Source organism: Laceyella sediminis (assembly GCF_003003125.1).
In the GTDB taxonomy this organism is placed as follows: Bacteria; Bacillota; Bacilli; order Thermoactinomycetales; family Thermoactinomycetaceae; genus Laceyella; species Laceyella tengchongensis.
Genome location: NZ_PVTZ01000012.1, coordinates 26,950 through 51,106, shown reverse-complemented (window position 1 = coordinate 51,106; position 24,157 = coordinate 26,950). Strand labels below are relative to the sequence as shown.

Genomic DNA, 24,157 nt, shown 5'->3' with positions numbered 1-24,157 from the left:
TATGGGGGATGGGCATTACTATGGGACAAGCGCATAGAACAAGGCGACAAGACCATATTCCCGCTTGCCGCCTCACTAAAACTATCGATTTAACGTATAGCCTGCGTCAATCAAAAACATCGCATCACGTACAGACTGATACATCCCGCGATCCGCTTTAACATATTTGGCCAACCCCAAATCCTCCACCGCATCTGGTTCGCGGGTGTGAGCCGTAAGCAATGCTTCGGTCAACTTCGCCCGCAACTGGGCATCCATCTCCGGGTGGGCAGCAATGGGTGAGCCAGGAATTAACTCTGATTTCCAAAGAATGGTCAAATCATCTGGGCTGATCTCTCCGCTTTTCAGCATTTGCTCATAGGATTGATTGTCCAGCGCCCCTGCCACAGCCCGGCCGCTCTTCACCGCTTTCGCCACCGCGTCATGACTTCCCATGAACCGCGCTTCACTGAAGAATTGGTGCGACTGGATATGCAATAATTGAAAGTAGGCATTGGGCATCAAAAAGCCGGATGTGGAAGTGCGATCCACAAAAGCAAACGGCTTGTCCCGCAAGTCTGCAATCGAAGTGATGCCATTGCCCCGGCGGGTGACGATCAAACTACGGTATCCGCTTCCCGTTTGTGGATATGATTCCATCACCAAAGGAACGGCGCCGATTTCTTTCTCCGCTTTCACATAAGAATAAGAGCCAAACAGCGCGAAATCAATCTTCCGCTCCTTCATCGCCGCAATCACGCCGTCATAATTGTTCGGCATATACAATTCAATGTCAACGCTCAGCTCTTTCTCCAAATAAGCAATAAGGCTTTCATAACGCTCGCGCATCTCCGCCGGATCCCCTTTGGGTACAACGCCCATGCGCAAAGTGACGTCACTCTTGGCACCCGCCAACGAGCTACATCCCGCCATCACGATCAATAGAATCAAACCGGATAATAACCAAATAAGTCCTTGACGTTTCATACCTTCCGCCTCCCGCAGTAACAGGGGTCATCATATCCCTTGAACCAGTGTAAGGGAAGATCCCCAAAAACACACGAACAAAATCACCCTTTCATTCCGTTTATTACCATTTTTAGGCGCTACAGAACAGGCTCTAAACTAGACTGACCAGTCAAATCGAGCGATTGCGCTAATAAAGGATTTTTTTTGAAATGATATGGGTATATGCCTAGGAGACCGCCTAATGAATAAAAACAGCTGAAGAAGCCACATTCAAAAACCTTTTCATCACTTCAAAGCCTGAAAAGGCTCATTGGGTACAAGGTTTACTACTGGTGGTCGTAGATTGTAAACTATACACCTCCTTCCCATTTATGATATAAGATTCTTCTCTCAATTTACCTTTTCTGCTTCTTTCTACATGTCCACTACACTTGTACCAGATGTACATCAATCAAAAGAAGTTACTACCGGCTTTCCTTTTTGCTCGGCCACAGCGATCGTTCTGTCAGTGGACACATCATTATTGATTATCCATTTTTGTTGATTCTTATCATAATAAAGGTGAATCTCTCGCACTGGATCTCCATCGAAAGAATCGGAGGGATCGCGGAATGTTTGCATCATTTCGACAATGACAGAAAACTCTTCATTTCCGCTGTATGTAGCGTTCACTTTCCCATCCAAATAGATCTTGGTGCCTTTAATATCTATGCGTAACCCTGGGTCGGCGTTCTCGATTTTCAACCGCAGCTTGTCCATTTCATACGCTTCCCAGTCAACATTCTTCATCAGGGAAGGATCACGCCGATTAATGGCATCTTCTTTTTGCTTGACATAGGTGTTTATCACTTGCACCAAGGTGTGGGCAACTTCCTTCGAGTTTACCCATTGTTCATGTTGTTGCGCACGTTTGTCTTCCTCTATAAAATAATCGCTTGCTACACCAAGGATGCTAAACACTTGCACACATCCTCCCACATTCAAAAACAAGAGAAAAACAAGGCCCCACTTAAACAATTTGTCATGTGTTTGATACTTGAAGACCATCCGCCCGATTAAGGTTCCCAATGCCCCACCGAGCAGAGACCATAAAAACAGACGCCCTCCGGAAGGTCGGAAATAGGCAAAAGTTCTCAACCGTTCTTCTTCTTCAATTGATTCTTGATTCCGCTCCCGCCCCACCAGGAGGAAACAGTACACATTAATAAAGATGACATATAATACAGGGATGACATAGAAAAACACAGTCGGTCCCATTCCATTGAAAAAGAAAAAAAACAATACCAGCGGAAAGATGATCGAAACAACACAGATGGCTAAAAACATAAATAGACATCCATGAAAACGTGATACACCTGGATCTCGTGACATCATGCTATCCTCCACTCCCACTGCATCTTTGTATCAAGATACATTTAACAACCGTTGTATTGCAAAGAAAATCTATGCATGCAATACTGATTGTTATAAAAACAAATATATTATAACTGATTTTGTCATTCTAACATGAATTTATTCGTATGCTTAGCCTTTTCTATCTCCACAATCTAATGAACAGCCCACCTTCATTAATTCCTCTCCATTCTTTTTCGCACAATAATTTATTTTTTTCCAAAAAACGATCACAATATATAAACACGTTGAACTTTATTCAAAATAATTATAAATTGTATATGTTATATAATTAACAATTTTAAATGCGTAGAGAACATATGACTTGAGTGCTTGGAGTACATTCAAGGATGACCTGGCAAAAACCACTGTGTCCTTTATTCGTGCTTTCAATAAAAATGTTCAGGTGTATTACGAAAAAGAGCTCATTCTCAAGTTTGCCTTGGTCGAAAAAAACGGGAACTAATATATATACTAATGAGACAATCCGTCATTGAAACCTTACAGAAAGATGTGATGAAAAATGGCACGACGTGTCTGGCGGTATGACTATGGACTTGGAACGATTTATGCCGAGTTGGACAAAAGCAAAACCTCGATGATGGATCTAATTCAGAAAGCATTCGCTATTGCAGATGACTTCGGATATATCAGTCGAGTCGAAATCACCACTGAATCAATTGGCGAAGATGCATTTGTTGAACAATATAATGTACAAGGAACAGGAGCATTTAAACCAATCGATCAGTTACATATCACAACTAAAGCCCCAACTGAAGAATTCATTGCATTTATAAAAAAACATCCTGATGTTAGAAAACTTAATTTCTCATTAAGCACAACCGGAGTAGATGATCATGGTCGCACTGTTCTTATAGGTGGAGCCGTAGATCTGACTATCTATCTTGAACCCGACGAAGAGTGGGGCATGAACATCTTTATCAATACAGATATTTTCATCCCCTTGTTTTGGATCAAAGATGCCCGCACAGAAGCAATGGCCGAAACTAACGCTCCTGTCCTGAAACGATTACTTGAAAATTGCTTAACCCGCTTCCCTGTCACCGAATGGGAGTGGTTAGACACCTTGCATTACACAGAAACATATCTCAATCTATCCGTTAAGTAAACTACTATCAACAGCGAGGCAAACATGTATTAACTAATAAGTTATACACTGCACATCGTGAAGATGATACAGCGACCCTATACAGAAAGGTGTGATGAAAATTGGCAATACGTATCTGGCGTTATAACTATGGTCTTGGAACGATTTATGCCGAGTTGGACAAAAGCAAAACCTCGATGATGGACATAATCAAGAATGCATTCGCCATAGCGGAAGATTTTGGATTTATCAGTCGAGTCGAAGTAGCTACTGAATCAATCGGTGAAGATGCATTTGTTGAACAATATAATGTGCAAGGAACAGGAGCGTTTAAACCAATCGATCAGTTACATATCACTACCAAAGCCCCGACTGAAGAGTTTTTAACCTTTATAAAAAAACACCCTGATGTCAATGAACTTTGCTTCTCATTAAGCACAACAGGAATAAACGATAAGGGCCAGACTGTTCTAATAGGCGGAGCCGTGGATCTAATCATTTATCTCAACCCCGACGAAGAGTGGGGGATGAACATATTTATCAATACAGATATTTTCGTCCCTTTGTCTCGGGTAAAAGATTCTTGTACTGAAGCAATGGCAGAAACAAATGCCCCTGTCCTGAAACGATTGCTTGAAAACTGCTTAACCCGCTTCCCTGTCACAGAGTGGGAGTGGCTAGACACCCTATATTATACGGAAACGTATCTTAACCTTTCCGTAAAGAACAAGTAACCTACTATCTAATAGCAAGACGAACATCTATTGACACCTAAGCTACCTGTTTATCGAGATGCTGCACAGACCAAACTTGATTGGGAAGCTCACAGAGTAGCCTCTTTTGAAGACAGAATGCAGGCGCTCAGACCTTATCTTACAGGCTACGCGGAAGAAAAATTCATTAACTTTAGAAATAATTCTTCTAGCAAAAAAATGAAGCAGCTTGGCTGGGAACGGTCGGTGAGATCGAGTTCCTAGAGCGTCAAGTTTTTGAAAATAAACAGATCGTTGAAGTATTAGAAGACGACCGTGATATACACATTTATCCAGATACCAAAATTTCAAACCCTGATTTTCGAATTGAACAAGAAATATATGAAGTGAAAGGGATCAATAACATTTCAGGGAAAAAAGTGCAATCACTGGTCAATTGGAAAAAGCCAATACAAAAATAAAAAGCTCCGGCTATGATACTCCTACTTATACTGATGATCAACAGCCACAGGGCATCGCATCGCTGCAATTTATCGGGAAAGAGCTAAAGTTGTCGCTTCGACCTTTACCAAAGCAAACCGGAAGCCGAGCGCAACCGGATTGAGCAGGAAATGCAAGAGCAGAAGAAAAAGAAAACCGCTCCAGTAAAAGAAAGAACAACAGAAGACACTTCAGATGGATGGAATTCGCTGAGTGATGTTATTGATGAAATCACTGAGCTTGATTTGACTGCAATGGAATCTAAGCAAGAGAAAGAAGCGGAGTCCATCGAAGCGGCTTTGGCCGAAATTAAGCGCGAGTTGGATGATTTGGATAAGTCTGGATTATTTGCAGTGGACAACAACCAATCTGCAGGTTAATAACACCAAAGGCAGGAACAACCATGTCTGTTATGGTTTCCTGTCTCCGAGCGTAAAAAGCTCTTTAAGGAAACTTTTGTCGATTTCTACATCATCTGAAATATTCACAAAAACATATTTTAGATTATAATTGAATTATTAAATTAAAAAGGTGTGATGAAAATTGGCAATACGTGTATGGCGTTATAACTACGGACTTGGAACGATTTATGCCGAGTTGGACAAAAGCAAAACCTCGATAATGGATCTGATTCAAAAAGTATTCAGTGTAGCAGAAGACTTCGGATATATCAATCGAGTTGAAGTAACCACCGAATCAATCGGTGATGACGCTTTTGTTGAAACCTATAATTTACAAGGGGTAGAACCATTTGAACAACCAATTGAAAAGTTGAATATTACTACCAAAACACCGACAAAAGAACTCATTGCGTTTGTAGAAAAAAATCACGATGTCAGCAGGCTTTACTTCTCCTTATGCACCACCGGTATAAATGAATATGGAAACACCGTTCTTTTGGGACGTGCCGTACAACTAGTCCTCTTTCTTGAACCTGACGAGGAGTGGTGGATTAATATCCATATTAATACTGACATTTTCGTTCCATTCTTTTGGGAAAAAAATGACTGCACAGAAGCAATGGCACAAAAAAACGCCCCCATCCTGAAGCAATTGCTTGAGAATTGCTTAACCCGCTTCCCTGTCACCGAGTGGGAGTGGCTTGACCCTCTGCCTTATATGGAAGAATATCTCAAACTATCCGTTAAGTAATCTACTATCAACAGCGAGGCGAACGGAATGAGGGTCTAACACAATTGCCTTATTTCCCATTCGCTTCATGCATGTAAGGCGATTTATCCTAGCTTCCTGTTACCGAGTGGCAAGAAGAAACACCATGTTATTTGGAAAAGTATTTAAATTTATTACGTTAAACAACTGCTACACATACCAAACTTGATTGGAAAGCTACCGAACGGCCACTCCTGAAGACAGGATGCAGACACTAAGGAACCTATCTTACAGAAAGATGTGATGAAAATTGGCACAACGTGTCTGGCGTTCAAACTATGGTCTTGGAACGATTTATGCCGAATTAGACAAGAGCAAAACCTCGATAATGGACTTAACCCAAAAGGTATTTGACATAGCGAAGGACTTCGGATTTGTTACTCGAATTGAAGTCACCACCGAGACAGCAGGTGACGATGCCTTTGTTGAATCTATTAATCTACAAAAAGAACAAGTCTTTCAACCCATCGAAAAAATGAACATTACCACAGAATCCCCCACCAAAGACTTTATTGCGTTTATAGAAGAACACCATGATGTCTGTAAGCTTTACTTCTACCTAAGCACAACAGGTGTAGATGAGCATGATCGAACCATTCTGTTAGGCGGAGCAGTACTTCTAATTTTTTATCTATATCCTGACGAAGAGTGGGGCATGAACATATTTATCAATACGGATATTTTTGTCCCCTTTTACCGGAAAAAAGATGGTTGTACAGAAGCGATGGCACGAGCAAACTCACCTATCCTTAAACAATTACTCGAGAATTGCTTAACCATCTTCCCTGTCACTGATTGGGAGTGGCAAGAAACCCTACCTCATATGAAAGAATATCTCAACTATCCGTTAAATAACCTATTACACAACAGCGAGGCAAACATTAATTGACAAATAAGCTACCTGTTTATCGAGATGCTGCACAGACCAAACTTGATTGGGAAGTTCACAGAGCAGCCTCTTTTGAAGACAGAATGCAGGCGCTCAGACCTTATCTTACAGGCTACGCGGAAGAAAAATTCATTAACTTTAGAAATAATTCTTCTAGCAAAAAAATGAAGCAGCTTGGCTGGGAAGGGTCGGTGAAATCGAGTTCCTAGAGCGTCAAGTTTTTGAAAATAAACAGATCGTTGAAGTATTAGAAGATAACCGTAACGAAAAATTTTGTCCTAGAGTCAATGTTTCAAACCCAGACATGGATTAGGTATTATTCTTGGCTAACAGTTATTAACTTGACAACATGTTAATCCAACTGATCAAGGTTAGCTTGCTTAAAAATCACATCGTTTTAAAATCATATGAATATAGTAAATATCAATGATATAGGAGCCGATCCAAATGGAAAGACTCTATCATCGGCATGATCCCTCTATAGCAGGAGCAATCTATGTTGAAATAGACAAACACAAAACAACAAACTTAGATCTCATTCATAAAATATTCTTGGCCGCTCAATCATTTGGATATGTAAGTTATATAGAAATGGTTACAGTTTCTGCTGGTGACGATGCATTTAGAAAATCCTTCAATGTACAAGAGACACGAACTTTGGCCTCGCACAATCAAATGAAAGTAACCACATCACATCCAACCGAAGATCTGGTTTCCTTTATAGAGCAAAATGGCGATATCACCGAAATGCACATTGATTTGGGAACTACTTGTTATAATGACAATTTCGAATGGGAAGTATTTGGAGAAGCCATCACACTCTCATTCTATACCGAGGCTGACGGAGAAGATTGGGGGCTATATATCAAGGTAAACACAGATATCTTTGTACCATTCCGCTGGATCCGTGATAAACGAACAGAGGAAATGGCACGAATGAACGCACCCAAACTAAAACAACTCATCCAAGAAATTATTAGTCTTTTGCCCGTAACCCAATGGGAATGGGAAGAGTATAAAGATTTTGTGATAGCGTATTTAGAAGGAAACATGTTTGCATCAGATAGTAAAAAATCTCACCCTTAAAACATGCCAAAATTAACAGGATGATTAGTTACGATAGCATTAACTGAAACCATAGCAAAAGAAAGTAATCAACCACAACTAATCCAATACGTAAAGAGTCAGCAAGGAAAAAATTAACATTGTGATGCCGACCAAAAAAACTCTTCTAACAAGCTTGTGAGAAGAGTTTTTTTGGATTATAAAACAAAATAGCCCCGTTTCGGGGTTATATATGGGCAGGAACCAGATGTGTTTTAGCAAAGTCTTTAACGCTGTCAAAGTCGCCATAACGAATCTCTAGGGTCTTGTCCGTTTTTTTGTCAGTTAGATACAGTGGGTGTTTCACTGCTTCTTTGTGGGTGTATGTTTTCCAAAGCCAATTGATCTCATCTACGACAAATGCTTTGTGAGAAGAAAAGTAAAAGCCAGCCCAAACAACGCCTACGCCGTTCTCAACCTCGTCGATTGGATATTCACCGACCAACTCCTCAATTTCCCGCATGTGTGCATAGTACTGCACGGATCGTTCAGGAAATCCAAGGGCGATACCGAGATGATAATGGTATGCACCAGAGTAGGCTTGTACACCGTCCATTCTGTTTTTAAAGTCATTCATCAAGGTGTCATTTTGAAAGAACAGACAGCTGCGCGGCTCATGCGGTAGAACGTGTGTAATGTGTGGATACTCTTTTAATTGGCTGTAAGTTTGAAGGGTGTTCAATTCTAACACAGCCGGTTTGTAGCCGTCTAAAAAGGCTTGGTACCAACGCTTTTTCATGAGGACTACTCTCCTTATTGGTATCAATAAAAAGCCAGTCCCAAATATGAGACTGGTTCAAGTATACGTCAAACATTAGACTGTCATCAACCTATTTTTTAAATAATCAGATTAATCAGGCTCGACGACAACTTCACAGCGGGAGCATTTCCACTCCCCGTTGCTCCATGACAGTTTGTCGTCTTTGCCACATGACCAGCAGGCACTAGGTTTTGGTGCCCTGAATTTTTTTGCAATACGGCCTTCGATACCCATACCTTTTAGAACAAACCATTTTCCGCGCATCGTCATACCCCCCTCGGTTATTTAACCAGAATAGATAGTGTGGGTAGAGAACGTATGTTGCGGCTACAGTTTTATTATAGTACCTATAACCATAATATTAAATATTTTTTAAAAAATTATATAAATAATCTTGATTTTTCTTGTGTAACTCGTATTCTTTGTCCAAGAAATTATCAGTCTTTTGCCCGTAACCCAATGGGAATGGGAAGAGTATAAAGATTTTGTGATAGCGTATTTAGAAGGAAACATGTTTGCATCAGATAGTAAAAAATCTCACCCTTAAAACATGCCGAAATTAATAGGATGATTAGTTACGATAGCATTAACTGAAACCATAGCAAAAGAAAGTAATCAACCACAACTAATCCAATACGTAAAGAGTCAGCAAGGAAAAAATTAATATTGTGATACCGAACAAAAAAAACTCTTCTCACAAGCTTGTGAGAAGAGTTTTTTTCACCATCCTGGATCTTCCGGCAACTAGTTGCAATTCTTTTTTAAAAGGTCAGTCAAGCGGTCGGCGTAGTTGGTGAACATGCCGGTCGCGCCCCAATCGAGCATGCGCTTCATATCCGGTTTTTCGTTGACGGTGTAAGGGTGGAACAGCAAGCCACTCTTGCGCACCTTTTGGACGTACGCGCGGTCAATGCGGTCGAAGTTGGCACCAACCCCGATGGCGTAGGTTTTGATCTCATCCAGTTCCCGTTTCGTGATGTGGCCTTGTTCGTTTTCATACCACAGCAGGGTAACCAAGGGGATCTCTGGGTTCAGAGCATGGATTTTTTTCAAGCTTTCTGGGCTGAAAGATTGGATGATCACCTTTCCACGCTTGGCGTGCTTGCCAATGAGTCGATGAGCTTCCAAGGTCTTCAGCAATTTTTCTTCCATGCCCGGGTAGATTTCCGGCGCTTTGGTTTCGATGTAGTAATTGGCACTGTGGCCAAAATGGTGAAGCACTTCATCAAGCGTCGGTACTTTTAATCCTTTGTAGTCCGGCTTCGCTTTATCCGGATATGCTTCGTTGAACCATGATCCGGCATCCAACCGCTTGATTTCAGCCAAGGTGTGATCTTTTACCAGTCCGGTGCCGTTCGTGGTCCGATCCAGCGTTTCATCGTGCATGGCGATGAGGTGGCCGTCTTTGGTCATCTGCAAATCGATTTCAATGTAGTCCGCTTTCATCTTTTTCGCCAGCTGATAAGCGACGATGGTATGCTCAGGCGCATGGCCGGAAGCCCCCCGATGGGCCACATTCAGGATCCGGTCGGGTGACAAAAGATCCTTGTGTCCTTTGCCCGCCCGAGCTGCATCTGGTGCGGCGAAAGCGCTGGTCACCCCGACTGCAAAGCTGAGTCCTAATGCGGCGATGGTCATGGCTACACGTTTCATTGACTTTTTCATTTGCTGTTCCCCCATTGATGTCAGTAGTCAAATGACGGTTTAAACCGTTTTTTGCTCAGATTTGCCTGTGTTCCATGTCAGAGCCAAGAAAAGGATGGCTAAAACACAAGAAACAACCAACAGTGTAAACATCCCATCCCAACCAAAGCCGTCAACGACATAGCCAACAATGGCGCTGGCGAAAGCGGTTCCAAAGAGGTACCCAAAAAATCCAGTCAAGCCAGCCGCGGTGCCTGCAGCTTTTTTGGGCACCAAGTCCAATGCGTGCAAACCAATCATCATAACTGGACCATAAATCAAGAACCCGATCGCTACCAGGGCAATGTTATCCAACAAGGGATTGCCCGCCGGATTTAGCCAGTAGATTAATACGGCGATCAATACGCCGGCCATGAATATGACACTTGCCGGTGCGCGCCGCCCTTTGAACAGCTTGTCGCTCATCCATCCGCTCAGCAGCATGCCTGGAATGCCAGCATATTCATACAGGAAGTACGCCCATCTAGAACCCTCTGGAGAAAAGCCCTTCGCTTCCGTGAGATAAGTGGGTGCCCAGTCGATGACACCATAGCGTACAAAATACACAAAGATATTGGCGAGGGCGATATACCACAAGAACTTGTTGTTCAACACATACTTGAACAGAATTTCCTTCGTGGTCAAATCCTTGTCGTAATCTTCGTTTTCGCTTCCTTGCGGATAGTCGTTTTTGTATTCTTCAATCGGCGGCAAGCCCACCGACTGCGGCGTGTCGCGTACTGTCAATAAGATGAACAGGGCGATCACCAGCGCAATCATTGCTGGGAAGAAGAACACGCTTTTCCAGGTGGCGAAAATCGCGATGCCTAGTGTCATCAACGGAGCCACCAGCCCGCCCCCAATATTATGGGCGATGTTCCACAAAGACATTTTTGTGCCCCGTTCACTGATGGAAAACCAATGCACCACCGTTTTTCCGCTAGGGGGCCATCCCATGCCTTGCGCCCAGCCGTTTAAAAACATCAGCACAAACATCACTGTGATGCTGGATGTAATAGCGGGAATCAAACCGAACGCCATGTTGATCAGAGCTGATAAAATAAGGCCCGTCGCTAGGAAGTACCTGGGGTTGCTCCGGTCGGAAACGATCCCCATCAAAAACTTGCTGATACCATATGCGATGGAAATGGCTGACAGCACCAGTCCCAACTCACCTTTGGAGAAGCCTTCCCGCACCAAATCGGGAATGGCCAGGGAAAAGTTTTTCCGCACCAAATAATAGCCAGCATAACCAATAAAAATGCCCAAAAACACTTGTAGCCGAAGCCGACGATAAGTTGAATCAATCTTGTCCGCTGGCAACCTCTCAATATGAGGAGCTGGCTTGAACAATGTCAAAAGCCAATTCATCGGCAATTCCCTCCCATGCTAAATATTGGGATGAAAAAAAGAGACCACAAATACAACCCTTTTGCAACGTCGCAAAGAGTTTAAATTAGTGGTCTCCTATCCTCATCACCATTATTAACTTACAAATACAGAAACGATCTAAGCGCTTCCAACTTTCTTTTATGTTAAGTGATTTTATGACAAGAATGCAACAATTTTTTTATCAGCGACGAGTCCAGTGATTTCCGATGGCCTGGCCGTAAGGTGAAACACCCGTATTTCGGCTATATCAACGTCCAAGAATGGTATCATCACATCGTGATGCATTTCGCCCACCATTTGCGGCAAAAGAAACGGCTGGACGAGTTTATCGCCGCTCACGCCGCGTAAGGATCGCTATTTTTTGCACCCAAGCAAAAAATAGCAAGACTCACCCCCCCACCCGAACCACAAATGGAAAACGGGAAGTGCCACACAGCTAGAGTGCGTGTGGCACTTCCCATCACATACTGGCGAAAGCGCGCCTTCCCATTCGTATGCCAATCAAACGGTCACCCTCGGTTTGTCACCAACGCCATAGTCAAACCGAAGACCGACAGCATCAAAAAGACATACAGCACCTTTTGCGCGAGTGAAAAGTCAGATAGTTTGCGCGGGAACAAAGCGGCAAGCTTCGTCCAGACCACCATCGCCAATCCGACTCCCAAGAGATGCGCAAAAAACGCTTGTTTCAGCAGCAGAGCCAAGACAAAAGCCAGAAACAGGAGCCCCACTCCCCACATCCGACTCCTCGGATCATCCACCATCGTCCGCTCCCTTCACAGTTCATCCGCTCTTGCAAACGCTTTCGATTAAGAACTTTTATATTTATTTTCGCGCATCTAGTGCTTCATTTCAATCGTTATCTTATGTTCCTCGCCCCAAGTCGGCCCCTTTGTTCGCCTGAAAAAAACCCGTGATCGAGCATTCGATGCACGGGCGGACAATGATCCGTTATCAGTTGTTGATGTAACGATCAAACACAAAGCCGAAATCTGTCACCATGTAACGACTTCTTGTGCTGGCGAGCCAATCAAACGCGATTTGGTTCAATTCCTTAAATTGTTGGCTGAGCATGCCTTCTGTACTTCTGATTTGGCTCAGGGTGTTGGAGGCCATCTCGATGCTCTTTCTGGACAAACCCAGCAACGCTTCGCTGTCCGCCTGCACGATGGAGATGCGAACGAGTGATTTGTACAGGTCTTTCAACTCATTGATATGTTTTTTATGTACATCGATCGAGTACTCCATGTTTTTGCCGAGCATAAACTTGATCTCCGCGTCCATATCCATCATGCCAGCGGTTTCCAAGGTAACATTGGAGATGCGATAGTTGCAATAGTCATACCGGTACAGTGTGCGTTTTTTGCTCGATGCGCTGCTTCCATCCAAGTGAATCAACGCTCTGTTGGTGAAGCAATACTCATCGGCCTTCGACTTGATGAGGAAGTAGATCCGCTCATTATCTTCATGCATCACATAATCGTCCGTATCTACCTTGTTGTAATCTTCTGGCTTGATAACAATCCCCACATCGCTCAGGCCAAGCACATCGGATGCCACTTTTCCTAACATGTTACCATTCCCTTCCTTTGTGTCATGTGATTTTTAAAAGCTATGAAACCATGACTTTGACACCTATGATACTATCACCTCATCTACTTACGACATAGATTATCCGTTATGAAACGAAACAAAACCTATTGAAAAAAGATGGTTATCCTTCTTTGCCACACCCGTCCATCTCCGTCTCAGGATAACTACTTGACCTGTGCACGCAACCATGCTTCTGTATCGGCCGGACGCACACCCTTGACAATCCGCTCGATTTTCCCGTCCCGATTAATAAAATAAGTGGTCGGAATCACTTTAATCTGAAACTGGTTTGATACACGGTCTTGTTGATCCATCACCACAGGAAACCGAATCCCATAATCTTTGGCAAAGAATTGGGCTGATTTCACATCATCCCGTTTTGTCCAATTGACAAACACAAACTCCACTTGCGAACCGTACTTCCGATGCCACTCCACCAACAGCGGAGCCTCCTTATGGCATGGATCACACCACGTGGCGAAAAAACTGATGATCGCTGGTTTGCCTTTGGCATGGCTGTATGCGTATTTCTGACCGTCAATGGTCTCAAGCGTAAAAGCGGGCGCCGGGTCCCCTGGACCAAGCTCTGATGAGCCTGGCAATCCCTTCTGCAAGATGGCGATACCAATCAAAATCAAGAGCAAAGCCCCTACGAAAATTGATTTCTTCATTGTCTCCATTCTCCTATCGTGTCCAGCCTATCCATTTTCTAATATAGAAGAAATCTCATCCAAGAGAAAGAGAACCATTTAGCGGTGGCGCCCCTCCCTGCTTGACTACCCGCCCATCATAGTGAACATCGTGTTTTAATCACTATCAATCATGTGCAAAAGATGATAATCATAAGTAGCAAATGCATTTCCATCATTCCACTTAATAATGTTTATTGGTACAATATTTTGGTATATTAAAATTAAAGAATTGACTAACAGAGTAGGTGGCCGTGGCCATGCATATCGGAGAAAAAATAAGACAGCTTCGCATGATGAAGAATATGCGACAGAGTGAATTGGTCGAAGGCATTTGTTCGGTTGCTTATCTCAGCCGCATCGAAAATGGCAAAACCAAACCTTCCGCCCCATTCATCCGCGCCGTATGCCAGAAGCTTGGCATTGTTCCCGATGACATCTGCGACGATGATTCCAACAAGAAAAAGCAACGGATCGCCAACATCATCAGCCAGTACAAAAAAACACGCATTCTTAATGAAACGGATGAATATCTGCTGAAAATTTCCCTGTTTGAATCGCACCTGCTGGACACACGAATCAACATTTACACGATATTGATTCGGCACTATCTGACCGACAACCGAATTAGTGAAGCGCAGCAAGTGTTTCAATTGTCCAAGAAATCGGTTCCCGACGAGGTCCCACCCGACCTGACCATCGAATTTTTCTACTACTATCTCAACTGCGGCAACATCTTTTTCAGCACCCAAGATTACATCAAAGCGACCCATTATTACGAACTGGCTGAGCGCTTGTCTAACCGGGTTGGAGAAAAAGACTTAGCGATCCTATTTTACAATCTCAGCCTTGTTAAACAGCATCTATCGCAGGACAAAACGATCTGCCTGCACTATTCGCAAAAAAGCTTAGATATACATAAAAAGCTGGGCAATGAAGTGGATCAGGCCAAAGTGCTGATCACCAAAGCGACGCAATACAACTTAAATCACCAATACAACCAAGCGATCAAGTGTTTGGATGAGGCGTTGGAAATCGTGCTAAAAACGGAAAACGTCAACTTCCTCGGCATGATTGAATACAATTACGGCCGCGCATACCAATCAAAAGGGGAAATTGACACCGCCATCAAGCACTATGAGACATGCCTCCAGCTACGGAGTAAAATCGGCGCGGAACAACCGAAAGTGCACACATACCGGGAATTGATTCTCATCTACATGGAACGCAAAGATTTGGGGAAAGTGGATCAATATTTGAAAGAGGGCCTGCGAATCGCGGAAACCTATCAACAATGGTATCACTATGTCGAGTTTCACATGTTTAAAGCGCTATTGTACAAATCCCACTTTCAAGAACAGCTGTATGAAAAAGAAACGCAGAGACTGATTGATATGGCTGTCGAAAAGAACCAGCTGAACTTGGCAAAAAAAATGGCCCACGATTTGGGGCGACATTACTACGAGAAAAACGCTTACAAAAAGGCGGCTGATTTTTACGATATGGCCCTGCGGTTTGAGGCCCTGTTGCACGCACCCACCACCTTGGCAGACAGCGAAAGCTGATCCATTTCAGGTTCAGTTTTCGCTGTCACCATATGGGGTGCCGTTATCCCAACATCAATCTTCAGACGGCATACCGCCTGGAGGAGGTTGATCGCCTTTAGTGGTCACATCATCCGTCCCTGGTTTTTGCGGCTTTTTGTTTTTGAGGATTTCCTTGCTTTCCCTCTTTTTGCCGCCAACGGTCGGCATCGGCTGCTTTTCCATCGAAACCTCTCCTTTCTCACTGGTACTTTGTCTGATGAATAGATGCGCGGCATCCCCCTTAGGTTTCAAAACCGTGCCCCTTTTTCAGATCACTTGTCTACGGCGCTCGTTGAACAACGAAATTTCCTTTTTATATCGTTTTTTTGAAATAAGTGGGTTATAATGGCGGAAAACTCTGATCACTGCCTTCTTGCTACGCCACTCAAGTGAGTCGTCAAACCGCTTTTCTATTCATATAAAAATTAAATCATTTTCATCATCTGAAATCTAGTTAATCCGAATGGTTAAATGACAGGAATTCATAGCTGTTTCAAACGACAATTTAACCAACTCATTTAACCATTTTTGATGATCTTTTCTCGCTCAAACGACCCCACAACCCAAGTACAACGGTATTTCATCAAATCGGGTTCGTTAAATAAAGGTTCATATTCAGTAAATATATCTAGATTTAACTCATTGCACTAAACTTTGCGTCCTTTTTATAATAAAAACGCAATCTCCTCTCAGCTTTTTTTCGCGGAGGCATAGGCGTGGAGAAAACCATACAAACATTCTTGAGTCAATGCCCCAACGATCAGTGGATTGAACATCACCCCGTCCAAATGGAACCCGAAAAGGTGTACATAATCCAAGCCGGTTATGGCACCTTGTGGGAAACCAAAGAGGATGGCAACCATGTCTTGTTGGATGTCTTGCAGGAAGGAAGCATATTTGAGGTACCGTTCATCCCAGATCGGACCTGTGAGTTTCGCCCCCACAGCCCCGTCCAGGTCTCCATCTGTGATTGGCGGGAGGTTCTCCACTCTCCAATCGCCGCTTCCGTTATCGCTGAATTGCGAAAATATTGGACCCGCGTACAAACTTTGCAAATGATCAAACATAACAAATTTGTGGAGGATCGACTCATCCAATTTCTTTTCTTCCTTGCTCAGCCATTCCAATCCAAGACCACCGAGCATCAGCTTGCCCTGCCCTTTCCCATCACGCATGAAGAGCTGGCTGCCGCCATCCTCTCCACTCGCGCCACCATCACCCGCTGTCTGAGCCAATTGCGGCGCGAGTGCAAGATTGATTATTTCCAAAAGCAAGGAAAACGTTACATTCTGTTAACCAATCGCTTTATTCATTCACTCATGTCTACCCAGCCGGAAATTTGTTTGGCGAAACTTACCCCATCTACTAACATAAGTAAGGCAAAGCGCATCTCTTAACGCTTTGTCTATTTTTTTTAGAACAACCTTAGGACGGATCAACCTAAGGCTTCCCTTGGGCAGCCTCCTCACGGATCAACTGATAGTGGATGTGAAGAAACCGCCATTTCCATATCCACATCTCATGCTCAGCTTGCATCCTGCCTTCTTCATCCACCCAGACATGGAACCGTTCACGCAAAGGTAAAACCACCAAACCCCAGCGTGAGGTCCAATAAAGCCCCTGATCACCCGGCTTCACTCCTTGAATGCTCGTCAGAACCAACCCATCGCTTTTCCCTTTCGCCCCCGTACCATGCTCCAGCCGCAACACGCCGGTCAAGTTGCCCCCGGGAAACGGCAGGGCAATGTTCATATATGTCTCCTCTGCGAAGGTATGAATGGAGTAAACCGCCACGAATACCGTCCGGCCCGTTCCAGCATGCGTGCGAACCCAAGCGCGGGGCGCCACTCTCCTGTCGCACACTTCTTTCACTGCTGCCAGTCTACTGTTCATTTCCGTCACCTTTTCACCAGCTGGAGGAAGATGACATTGCCCGATGCGGCCAGTTAACCGGCTAAACCATGCGGAAAAACGCCGGAATCCTTTTTGCCACTCTACTTTCGCCTCCAGTCGGTAGGCCAGCGTATCCTCATAAAAAGATCGAATCGAAGGATGAACGGCATCCGGATCAAAATCAGGCCGGGCGAAAACAGCAAAATCATCTACCAGCCCCCGCACGTAGCGTGCTTCATCAACCCATCCCAAGCGGGTCAAGATGTCGGCACCAATCCGCCCCTTTCCCGCAAGCAAACTATGCGGAATCCCAGACGGCAATCCGCGCTCTGGAGGCAAACTCGCACACCAAGCCCACGCTCCGGCTGTCACAAAGCCAAATGCGTTGGCAATCCCATGCAGGAGAACCATTTCCTCAATGGTGAAAAAAGAAATCTGCATCATCCGCCCCAAGCTATAAATGACAGACAAAGCCATTGTCCCCCATATAGTCACTGAAGAAAGCAAAAACAAGGCCCGAATCCCTCCACGCTGTTCCCGCTTCCAAACCACGGGGAGAAGCAGTGCGGTATAAAGTAGCAAGGCTCCGACAAACCAAACAACTGCGACAAACTCTAGTACGGTGGAGAAAGTGATGCCCATGGCCACCAACATCGGGCCGGTGATCACTCCCACGGACATCAACCGGTACCGAAGAGGGAATTGGGCACGCCAGTCCACTGCACGGCCTAATAAGCCGACAAAGATCGGCACCACAAAGGCGGAATAATGAAAATGGATGCCAGTCAACGCTACAATCTCTTCACTGAAATGAAGAACAGGCATCCCAAAACGGCTTGCCGCCAACCATCCCCCGCCGATAGCCAGGTAGAGCAAACCGCAATCCATCGCCAGCTCTTCCAATGCATGGCGATTTCGCTCAAGCAGGCGTTTGCATCCGTACACCGCCACCACCACGGTGAAGACGAGCCACGGCACAGAGAGAAGCCCAGCAAGATTACCCTTGGGCAAAAGAAATGAAGCCGCCCCCAGTCCTGCACACCACGGATAACTGCGCCAACACCATTGATACACACGATCAATCTGTCCCAAACGATTCCTCGTTTCTGTCAGGCAGAGCGTCAATGGCACGGTCACACCGATCGCCCACAGCAATAATTGCTCCACCAGATCATTTGTGAAAAATATCACAAATACAACCATAACAAAAGCCGGCAATACCCGTTTCATCGATGGTTTACTCATGGTTTCACTCATTTCTTCTGCGAAGTCATCAGTTGTTTCGCTCCCTCTTCATTATACAATGAACACAGCAAATGCCACTAGGGTGTGTCTGGCCGCTGGCCTATTCATCAGACACGCTCTAGCATAATGACTTGAAAAACACCATGCTGGAAAGCATGGCGTTCTGTCGTCACTTCTTCGGTTCAAAAAATTCGATCCACTCCCCATCAGGGCCGTGTACAAAGAAATAGCGACCAACGGGCAGGGTGGTGATCTCCTCGTCTTGAAAAGAGACATTCAGTTGCTTCAACCGATTCCATTCCTCTTCGATATCATCCACAGTAAATGCAATGTGGTGGACTTTGCCCTCCTCCGGCAATGCTTTCGGATATCCCTGAATCAGTTCCACCTGCGTCTCCTCTGCGCCCGGAAAACCGAGAAACGCCAATTCCAATCCCCCAGCAGGCACCGTAATGCGGCGGATCAATTCCATCCCCACCACCTGTTGATAAAAAGCTAGTGAAGCATCCATATCTTTTACCATCACGCCGACATGTTCGATTTTGCGAATGGACACGCTTTCGCCTCCTCACTTGATTGAACCATCCGTTGCCATTCATTTTAAATGATCGGCGCAATAGAAAACACCCCCGACCGCATAAGACTGGGGGTGATGCACTTAATTTCTCAACTCTAGCACCGCTTCGGCCGTATTGTAAATGCCGATGCCAATGCCCCAATATTCCGCTCTGAACTTATACTGTCCCGCCGAGGGCAACTTTTTCCCGACCAGCCGCAACTCAAATATGCGCATCGCCCCTATATCCACGCCGAACGGCAGAGTCACCGTTTGCCCCCCGTTTTGAATATAGTCCGCCGTCAATGGTTGGCCATTGATCAGATCTCCGGCCACCGCAGAAAACCCTTTAGGCAAATGAAACTTCGCCCGCCCATAAGCCAATACGACATCCGGTTTGTATGTGATCACCACATCGGACACCGCTTCCTGCTTGTTTTTGCTTGGCTCTAGCCTCACTGTCAATGCCTTCCCCTGAGCGGCTTGCCACTTGGACGGAACCTCCGCATCTGCTGGCGCCGGCGGATTCGTCCATCCCACCAACATCCACGACAAGCCCACGATAACGGACAGCCATACCATTCTCAAACGCATTGCACATCTCCCCTTTGTTCATCCATCTGGTTTTCAGGGTGCGTCTGGTGCGTATCCCCGGCGAATCCAACACCACTTTCCCTTCGCTTTCCTTGCCCATCGGTGCTTATCAGGAAAAGATGTCTCCGCCACTTCATATGTATCAACTTGATTTATCAGACAACCCCAAGCAAATATCAATGAGTCATCCGTACATTCACGCTGTTAATTCTCCATTCTCTCTTAAATTCCTTTTTGTTTAAAAAATGTGCAAATCAGGAAGTAAAGACCAAATGAAAACGGCCGGCCTCCCTCATGGGTGGCCAGCCTCCGACTGATGCGTAATTTATGCTTTTCCCAACTCATCCAACAAGGCTTGCGCTTTTTCATGGCCAGTGAGAGCCGCTTTGCGTAGCCATTCTACCGCCTCGCCCTCATGGGTGGCTAAATCGGGATAGTCCAGCAGATAGCAACTTAGCAAAAACATGGCTTCCGGCAGTTCGGTGGCAGCTGCCTTCCGCAACCACTCAAACCCTTCTTCCCAGCGAAATGCGACCCCATCTCCTTGCAACAGCCGCCCGGCCAGCTCCAACATGGCGCCTTCCTCTCCCACCATGGCTGCCCGGCGCAACAACACTTCACCCTCCAAACTGCTCTTGGCGAGGCCATCCCCTTCAAGCAGCCGGTAGCCCAGTTCATGCATAGCAGGTCCATACTCGGCTTCCGAGGCCCGTTTCAACCACTGCTTCCCTTCCTCGGGTTGCGCGGTAAGCACATGGCCCGTGATCAAGCGGCTTCCCAACTGATGCATGGCAGGTGGATACCCTTCCTCCGCTGATCGGCGGAGCCAGTGTTCCCCTTCTTCCTGCCGGTGCGGGAATAGATTGCCTTCCAACAAGAGCGTACCCAGCACCTGCATCGCCACTGCATGGCCCGCTTCGGCTGCGCGTTGGAGCCAGAACTCGCTTTGCTCAAGCTCCTGCGCCCCTCCCAGACCATCAAGCAAACACAACCCATATTGGAACATGCCGCTCAACGCACCTGCTTCAGCCGACTTGCGCAGCCAGTCTCTTCCTTCTTCTTGGTTGGCAGGCAAGCCTACACCGAACAACAACCGGTAGCCCAGTTGATTCATCGCCTGGGGATCCCCCGCCTGCGCAGTTTGCCGCAATAGCGCAGCCCCCTCTTCAGCTGCTTGTCGCTCAAACAATTGCTCCGCCAACACATGAGCCGCATCCAATCTGCCGGCCTCAGCCGCCCGGCGCAACCAAGCGATACCTTCCTGCTGCTCTTCCGGGCCGCCTTCGAGCAAGGCTAGCGCAAGCCGGAACATCGCTTCCGGATCGTGGGCTTCCACGCCCCGCATCAGTGCCTCCCATGCGGCTCGCGCCTCCGCTTCCCCCTCTTCCTGGCCCGCCTGTTGTTCCATCTGCCAAGCGCGCACCCGTCCGGCGAGCAATGTCACTTCCCGCAATTCTTCCCTGATGCGGTCGCTGTAGCGGGTGGTGCCGTTGCGTTCATCAAATTGGCGTGCCAGCATCTCCGTTTGCTCCTGCAACCATGCTTCCGTTACATATTCGGGAATATGGAGCACCTGCTTTTCCCGATCATCCAAATAGGCGAACAGTACGGAAGCCGCCAAGAAATATTCGAACTTAGAATGGGGGTCTGCTGAAGCCAACGCTTCTGGCAATCCCTTCTCCAAACAAGAAATAGCCCGTGCGTGGTCGATAATCGTCAGATACTTCAAATGCTTTGCTTTCGAGGAGATATAGCCTGGCTGGTCAAGAATTAAGCGGTAACCCCGTTCGTGGAACATGGCCGCTTCCTCCAGCCGACCTTCCTGTAACAAGGGGAGCAGAAAATTGGCAAAGGTGATATGCGGAACGGATTGGCTACAACTCAATTGCCCGGTCACAATCGGCCGCACCCGCTCATACGCTTCCACAAACTGATCACGGCTCAACAAATAATCCAGTTGAAGATCAAGCTCACACGCCACACAGTCAGATATCGAGTCGCGAGGTACTGCTAACCACCGCTCATACTCCCGTTCGGCCGTTTCCCAGTCGCCTCTTCTCCAGGCAAAAACAAATTTGGTCTGATGATAAAAGCGCTCATTGTAACCCAGTGCTGTGTACCTTTGCTTAAGATCTTCCAGCATCGCTTCCATTTGCTCCAGACTGATCGTCGGGAACCGGTCCAGCTTGTCCACAATCCATTTATACTGCCACATGACAGCCAGGCTGTTGTACGCCTCGGGCTGTTTGTCATAGTGAGCCAAGCACCAACCAAACGTCGTAAATGCCTTGTCCGCTCTGCCAGCATACACCGTCGCCTTCGTTAGCTCCATGCGGGCTGAAAACCCAAGTTCCGTCTGTTGGTACGTGTCGGCCAGCCGCACCGCTTCTTCCAACAGGGCGATTTTCGCTTCACCGTCAGGCAAATCCTTTGCTCGCTTCATCAACGAGTCAAATTGTTCTTTCATCACTTGTTCCCTCCTAAGCGTCTAAGCCTCGTTCAATGAAACGAACCAACCCGCTATTCAGCAGACTCATCTCTTGCGACTTCAAGGGATAATGACCCATCAGCAACGCCTGCACATAAAGCGTTTCCACAATTAACTGGCACAGCTCAGGATCTTGCACCCGAATCACTTTTTGAATGATCTCATTTTCAAAGTTAAAACATAATTGAGCATAATCCTGTCCGGCCTGATTTGTCGTCACCCGCTCAATGATCGATGCAAACAGGGGATTGGCCTCTTCTTTGGTTTGCTCGGCCATACGTAAAAACAATCCTTCTTCGCTTGTCGTGTACAACGCCGGTAGATCAAGAGGATAGAACTTCTTAATCTCCGCTTTGCACCGGTAAGGCAACAACACCGCATTGGCCAATCGGATGAAAGAATAGGCTAACTCTCGCTCTTCAATGGATAATTCGGTAAATCCTTGCGTAAATGCCGCAGAATCGATCCGTTCAACATGGGTGTCTGGAAACACGCGCCCCAGCTTTTCAATCAACTCCAGATCGTACATGTATCCCCCGTTGATCACGCAACGCGATTGGGCTTTGGCCACTTTGCTGATCTGCCGAAACTCATCCACGCCTGGCGTATAGCAGATCGTTGGCGTCAGGCGGCGGATCTCCCCCATCGTCATCGTGCCCAGTGACGTTTCAAAGGGTAGCCAGTCGATGAACAGCGCATACAATTCATCATCCTCCAACGCCAGCAGTTTCAGGGAGGAATAATGAACGCGAATAATCTCCCCAAGTAGCGGCGATTTCCGTTCTGCCAATTGTCGGAGATAACGTTTGATGCAATCGCCCAGCTCTTTTTTCACCAACTCCAAGAGCGCGTCATCATAAAACTCCTCGCGGGAGGCCGTCGGCTTCAAATGATTCACATTCAGCACACAGGTAACGAAGAAGGACCAGTCCGGCAAAATCTTCTCCACCGTCTCCGACAAAAGCATCTGTTTCACATAAACGCGGTGTTTTCGCTTGGCGTTGACAGTGACCGAATGCGGCAGAATGTAAGCGATGCCTTGCGCATCACCGAGCGGTGAATGTAGAGGAATCACATCGATAAAGTCGACATGCCACTTTTCTTTCCCATACACCAATGCATCGATGGAGCTCATCTCCCACGGAGCTTGATCGGCTGTCAGCCGAATCGCTTTCTCCCCGTAGAAGAAAATCGGGTACGGCAAAAACTCTCCATAATACCTAGCAAACTCTTGCACCCGCTCAGGTGCAAAATAACGCTCAAATCCCTCTTTGCTTTGAATATAAATGCGGGTGCCCGGGGACATCGTCTGCGTCAATTTGCGAATCTGATAGCTTCCGTCCGGGCGTCCCCGCCACTCGATCGTTTCTTCGCTTTTGATAGAACGCGAGATCACAACGATTTCCTCACTGACGATAAAACAGGACAGAAGCCCCACCCCAAACCGACCGATGAAATCCGTCTCATACTCCGACCGCTTTGACGTCTGTCCAATCTGGGCCAAAAAACGGTGCACTTCCTCTTCTGTCAGGCCGACACCATTGTCCTCCACATACAAGGTGGGCGCCATCTCCTCGGCGGTAAACACCTCCATGCCCACTTTCCCATCATGATCCGGCTCAAGCTGTTTGCGGGCGGTGATGGCATCCACTGCATTTTGCAACAGCTCGCGGACAAACACTTGGGGTGTACTGTATAAGTGATTGGACAACAGATCAATCATGCCTTTAAGATTCACTTTAAAGTGGAAATCGCTCATCTTTTCTCACCTGACTAATATAAAGATTATTGCTCTTCACCATTTTATATAGAAAAAAATCCGGTGAGTAGAAAAAAAACTGACTGGTCAATAAAAAGATCATCACTGCATGGTA

23 protein-coding genes and 1 pseudogene are annotated in these 24,157 nt (G+C 46.0%); 9 read left to right on the top strand and 15 right to left on the bottom strand.

The window, feature by feature from the left end; translation table 11 throughout:
• Positions 1–81: 81 nt before the first annotated feature.
• Positions 82–966 (bottom strand): phosphate/phosphite/phosphonate ABC transporter substrate-binding protein, encoded by an 885-nt coding sequence (locus CLV36_RS13440; protein WP_106342999.1) that lies wholly within the window; start codon positions 964–966, stop codon positions 82–84.
• A 429-nt stretch (positions 967–1,395) separates the two neighbouring features.
• Positions 1,396–2,274: a hypothetical protein gene (locus tag CLV36_RS13435; RefSeq protein ID WP_106342998.1), complete on the bottom strand. Its 879-nt coding sequence runs from the start codon at positions 2,272–2,274 to the stop codon at positions 1,396–1,398.
• 589 nt (positions 2,275–2,863) lie between these two features.
• On the opposite strand from CLV36_RS13435, the gene CLV36_RS13430 reads away from it, so the two are divergent.
• The 6 genes from CLV36_RS13430 to CLV36_RS13405 all read left to right on the top strand — a co-directional run bounded on the left by CLV36_RS13430 (position 2,864) and on the right by CLV36_RS13405 (position 7,786).
• Positions 2,864–3,469: a hypothetical protein gene (locus CLV36_RS13430; protein ID WP_106342997.1), complete on the top strand. Its 606-nt coding sequence runs from the start codon at positions 2,864–2,866 to the stop codon at positions 3,467–3,469.
• A 101-nt stretch (positions 3,470–3,570) separates the two neighbouring features.
• On the top strand, positions 3,571–4,182 hold the full coding sequence (locus CLV36_RS13425; protein WP_106342996.1) for a hypothetical protein: 612 nt from the start codon (positions 3,571–3,573) through the stop codon (positions 4,180–4,182).
• 590 nt (positions 4,183–4,772) lie between these two features.
• Positions 4,773–5,021, top strand: a complete 249-nt coding sequence (locus CLV36_RS13420; RefSeq protein WP_106342995.1) for a hypothetical protein — start codon at positions 4,773–4,775, stop codon at positions 5,019–5,021.
• Positions 5,022–5,184: 163 nt separating this feature from the next.
• The gene (locus CLV36_RS13415) at positions 5,185–5,793 is read left to right on the top strand and encodes a hypothetical protein (protein ID WP_106342994.1); all 609 of its coding nucleotides are present in this window, start codon (positions 5,185–5,187) and stop codon (positions 5,791–5,793) included.
• Between the two features lie 268 nt (positions 5,794–6,061).
• The gene (locus CLV36_RS13410; protein ID WP_106342993.1) at positions 6,062–6,700 is read left to right on the top strand and encodes a hypothetical protein; all 639 of its coding nucleotides are present in this window, start codon (positions 6,062–6,064) and stop codon (positions 6,698–6,700) included.
• 447 nt (positions 6,701–7,147) lie between these two features.
• Positions 7,148–7,786 (top strand): hypothetical protein, encoded by a 639-nt coding sequence (locus tag CLV36_RS13405; protein WP_106342992.1) that lies wholly within the window; start codon positions 7,148–7,150, stop codon positions 7,784–7,786.
• A gap of 205 nt (positions 7,787–7,991) precedes the next feature.
• On the opposite strand, the gene CLV36_RS13400 is transcribed toward CLV36_RS13405, so the two are convergent.
• From CLV36_RS13400 to glpT, 4 genes are all read right to left on the bottom strand, one after another.
• Entirely contained in the window at positions 7,992–8,543 is a 552-nt protein-coding gene (locus CLV36_RS13400; RefSeq protein ID WP_106342991.1) for a hypothetical protein, read from the bottom strand.
• Positions 8,544–8,654: 111 nt separating this feature from the next.
• Positions 8,655–8,828 carry a hypothetical protein gene (locus tag CLV36_RS17390; protein ID WP_022738002.1) on the bottom strand — a complete coding sequence of 58 codons (174 nt, stop codon included), beginning with the start codon at positions 8,826–8,828 and terminating at the stop codon, positions 8,655–8,657.
• 480 nt (positions 8,829–9,308) lie between these two features.
• Positions 9,309–10,229, bottom strand: coding sequence for a glycerophosphodiester phosphodiesterase (locus CLV36_RS13395; protein WP_106342990.1), 921 nt, complete (start codon positions 10,227–10,229; stop codon positions 9,309–9,311).
• Positions 10,230–10,268: 39 nt separating this feature from the next.
• Entirely contained in the window at positions 10,269–11,618 is a 1,350-nt protein-coding gene (glpT, locus tag CLV36_RS13390; protein WP_102993455.1) for a glycerol-3-phosphate transporter, read from the bottom strand.
• A gap of 240 nt (positions 11,619–11,858) precedes the next feature.
• Between glpT and CLV36_RS17730 the strand changes: the two are divergent.
• Positions 11,859–11,987: pseudogene (locus CLV36_RS17730) on the top strand (DinB family protein); the annotation flags it as partial.
• Positions 11,988–12,148: 161 nt separating this feature from the next.
• On the opposite strand, the gene CLV36_RS13385 reads toward CLV36_RS17730, so the two are convergent.
• From CLV36_RS13385 to CLV36_RS13375, 3 genes are all read right to left on the bottom strand, one after another.
• On the bottom strand, positions 12,149–12,403 hold the full coding sequence (locus CLV36_RS13385) for a hypothetical protein (RefSeq protein WP_102993456.1): 255 nt from the start codon (positions 12,401–12,403) through the stop codon (positions 12,149–12,151).
• A 190-nt stretch (positions 12,404–12,593) separates the two neighbouring features.
• On the bottom strand, positions 12,594–13,211 hold the full coding sequence (locus tag CLV36_RS13380) for a PH domain-containing protein (protein ID WP_106342989.1): 618 nt from the start codon (positions 13,209–13,211) through the stop codon (positions 12,594–12,596).
• Between the two features lie 185 nt (positions 13,212–13,396).
• The gene (locus tag CLV36_RS13375; protein ID WP_181353044.1) at positions 13,397–13,903 is read right to left on the bottom strand and encodes a TlpA family protein disulfide reductase; all 507 of its coding nucleotides are present in this window, start codon (positions 13,901–13,903) and stop codon (positions 13,397–13,399) included.
• Between the two features lie 278 nt (positions 13,904–14,181).
• On the opposite strand from CLV36_RS13375, the gene CLV36_RS13370 reads away from it, so the two are divergent.
• On the top strand, positions 14,182–15,486 hold the full coding sequence (locus CLV36_RS13370) for a helix-turn-helix transcriptional regulator (protein ID WP_106342987.1): 1,305 nt from the start codon (positions 14,182–14,184) through the stop codon (positions 15,484–15,486).
• A 54-nt stretch (positions 15,487–15,540) separates the two neighbouring features.
• Here CLV36_RS13370 and CLV36_RS17385 read toward each other — a convergent pair whose 3' ends face one another.
• Positions 15,541–15,690, bottom strand: a complete 150-nt coding sequence (locus CLV36_RS17385; protein WP_022737991.1) for a hypothetical protein — start codon at positions 15,688–15,690, stop codon at positions 15,541–15,543.
• Positions 15,691–16,223: 533 nt separating this feature from the next.
• Here CLV36_RS17385 and CLV36_RS13365 point away from each other — a divergent pair.
• The gene (locus CLV36_RS13365; protein ID WP_083464900.1) at positions 16,224–16,904 is read left to right on the top strand and encodes a Crp/Fnr family transcriptional regulator; all 681 of its coding nucleotides are present in this window, start codon (positions 16,224–16,226) and stop codon (positions 16,902–16,904) included.
• A gap of 43 nt (positions 16,905–16,947) precedes the next feature.
• Here the strand turns inward: CLV36_RS13365 and CLV36_RS13360 are convergent, their stop codons facing one another.
• From CLV36_RS13360 to CLV36_RS13340, 5 genes are all read right to left on the bottom strand, one after another.
• The gene (locus CLV36_RS13360) at positions 16,948–18,645 is read right to left on the bottom strand and encodes a YndJ family protein (protein ID WP_181353042.1); all 1,698 of its coding nucleotides are present in this window, start codon (positions 18,643–18,645) and stop codon (positions 16,948–16,950) included.
• Between the two features lie 169 nt (positions 18,646–18,814).
• Complete coding sequence (locus CLV36_RS13355; RefSeq protein WP_022737987.1) at positions 18,815–19,201, bottom strand: VOC family protein; 387 nt, start codon at positions 19,199–19,201, stop codon at positions 18,815–18,817.
• A 102-nt stretch (positions 19,202–19,303) separates the two neighbouring features.
• On the bottom strand, positions 19,304–19,795 hold the full coding sequence (locus CLV36_RS13350) for a BslA/BslB family hydrophobin (RefSeq protein WP_054095730.1): 492 nt from the start codon (positions 19,793–19,795) through the stop codon (positions 19,304–19,306).
• A 325-nt stretch (positions 19,796–20,120) separates the two neighbouring features.
• On the bottom strand, positions 20,121–22,262 hold the full coding sequence (locus CLV36_RS13345) for a tetratricopeptide repeat protein (RefSeq protein WP_106342985.1): 2,142 nt from the start codon (positions 22,260–22,262) through the stop codon (positions 20,121–20,123).
• A 13-nt stretch (positions 22,263–22,275) separates the two neighbouring features.
• Positions 22,276–24,042, bottom strand: coding sequence for an HSP90 family protein (locus CLV36_RS13340; protein ID WP_106342984.1), 1,767 nt, complete (start codon positions 24,040–24,042; stop codon positions 22,276–22,278).
• Positions 24,043–24,157: the final 115 nt, after the last annotated feature.

Bases quoted from the DNA above. Each gene is read 5' to 3' on its own strand.
- CLV36_RS13440 (WP_106342999.1), bottom strand. From the start codon at position 966: ATGAAACGTCAAGGACTTATTTGGTTATTATCCGGTTTGATTCTATTG.
- CLV36_RS17390 (WP_022738002.1), bottom strand. From the start codon at position 8,828: ATGCGCGGAAAATGGTTTGTTCTAAAAGGTATGGGTATCGAAGGCCGT.
- CLV36_RS13385 (WP_102993456.1), bottom strand. From the start codon at position 12,403: ATGGTGGATGATCCGAGGAGTCGGATGTGGGGAGTGGGGCTCCTGTTT.
- CLV36_RS13350 (WP_054095730.1), bottom strand. From the start codon at position 19,795: ATGCGTTTGAGAATGGTATGGCTGTCCGTTATCGTGGGCTTGTCGTGG.
- CLV36_RS13430 (WP_106342997.1), top strand. From the start codon at position 2,864: ATGGCACGACGTGTCTGGCGGTATGACTATGGACTTGGAACGATTTAT.
- CLV36_RS13360 (WP_181353042.1), bottom strand. From the start codon at position 18,645: ATGAGTAAACCATCGATGAAACGGGTATTGCCGGCTTTTGTTATGGTT.
- CLV36_RS13370 (WP_106342987.1), top strand. From the start codon at position 14,182: ATGCATATCGGAGAAAAAATAAGACAGCTTCGCATGATGAAGAATATG.
- CLV36_RS13435 (WP_106342998.1), bottom strand. From the start codon at position 2,274: ATGTTTTTAGCCATCTGTGTTGTTTCGATCATCTTTCCGCTGGTATTG.
- CLV36_RS13380 (WP_106342989.1), bottom strand. From the start codon at position 13,211: ATGTTAGGAAAAGTGGCATCCGATGTGCTTGGCCTGAGCGATGTGGGG.
- CLV36_RS13395 (WP_106342990.1), bottom strand. From the start codon at position 10,229: ATGAAAAAGTCAATGAAACGTGTAGCCATGACCATCGCCGCATTAGGA.
- glpT (WP_102993455.1), bottom strand. From the start codon at position 11,618: ATGAATTGGCTTTTGACATTGTTCAAGCCAGCTCCTCATATTGAGAGG.
- CLV36_RS13375 (WP_181353044.1), bottom strand. From the start codon at position 13,903: ATGAAGAAATCAATTTTCGTAGGGGCTTTGCTCTTGATTTTGATTGGT.
- CLV36_RS17385 (WP_022737991.1), bottom strand. From the start codon at position 15,690: ATGGAAAAGCAGCCGATGCCGACCGTTGGCGGCAAAAAGAGGGAAAGC.
- CLV36_RS13420 (WP_106342995.1), top strand. From the start codon at position 4,773: ATGCAAGAGCAGAAGAAAAAGAAAACCGCTCCAGTAAAAGAAAGAACA.
- CLV36_RS13400 (WP_106342991.1), bottom strand. From the start codon at position 8,543: ATGAAAAAGCGTTGGTACCAAGCCTTTTTAGACGGCTACAAACCGGCT.
- CLV36_RS13345 (WP_106342985.1), bottom strand. From the start codon at position 22,262: ATGAAAGAACAATTTGACTCGTTGATGAAGCGAGCAAAGGATTTGCCT.
- CLV36_RS13405 (WP_106342992.1), top strand. From the start codon at position 7,148: ATGGAAAGACTCTATCATCGGCATGATCCCTCTATAGCAGGAGCAATC.
- CLV36_RS13340 (WP_106342984.1), bottom strand. From the start codon at position 24,042: ATGAGCGATTTCCACTTTAAAGTGAATCTTAAAGGCATGATTGATCTG.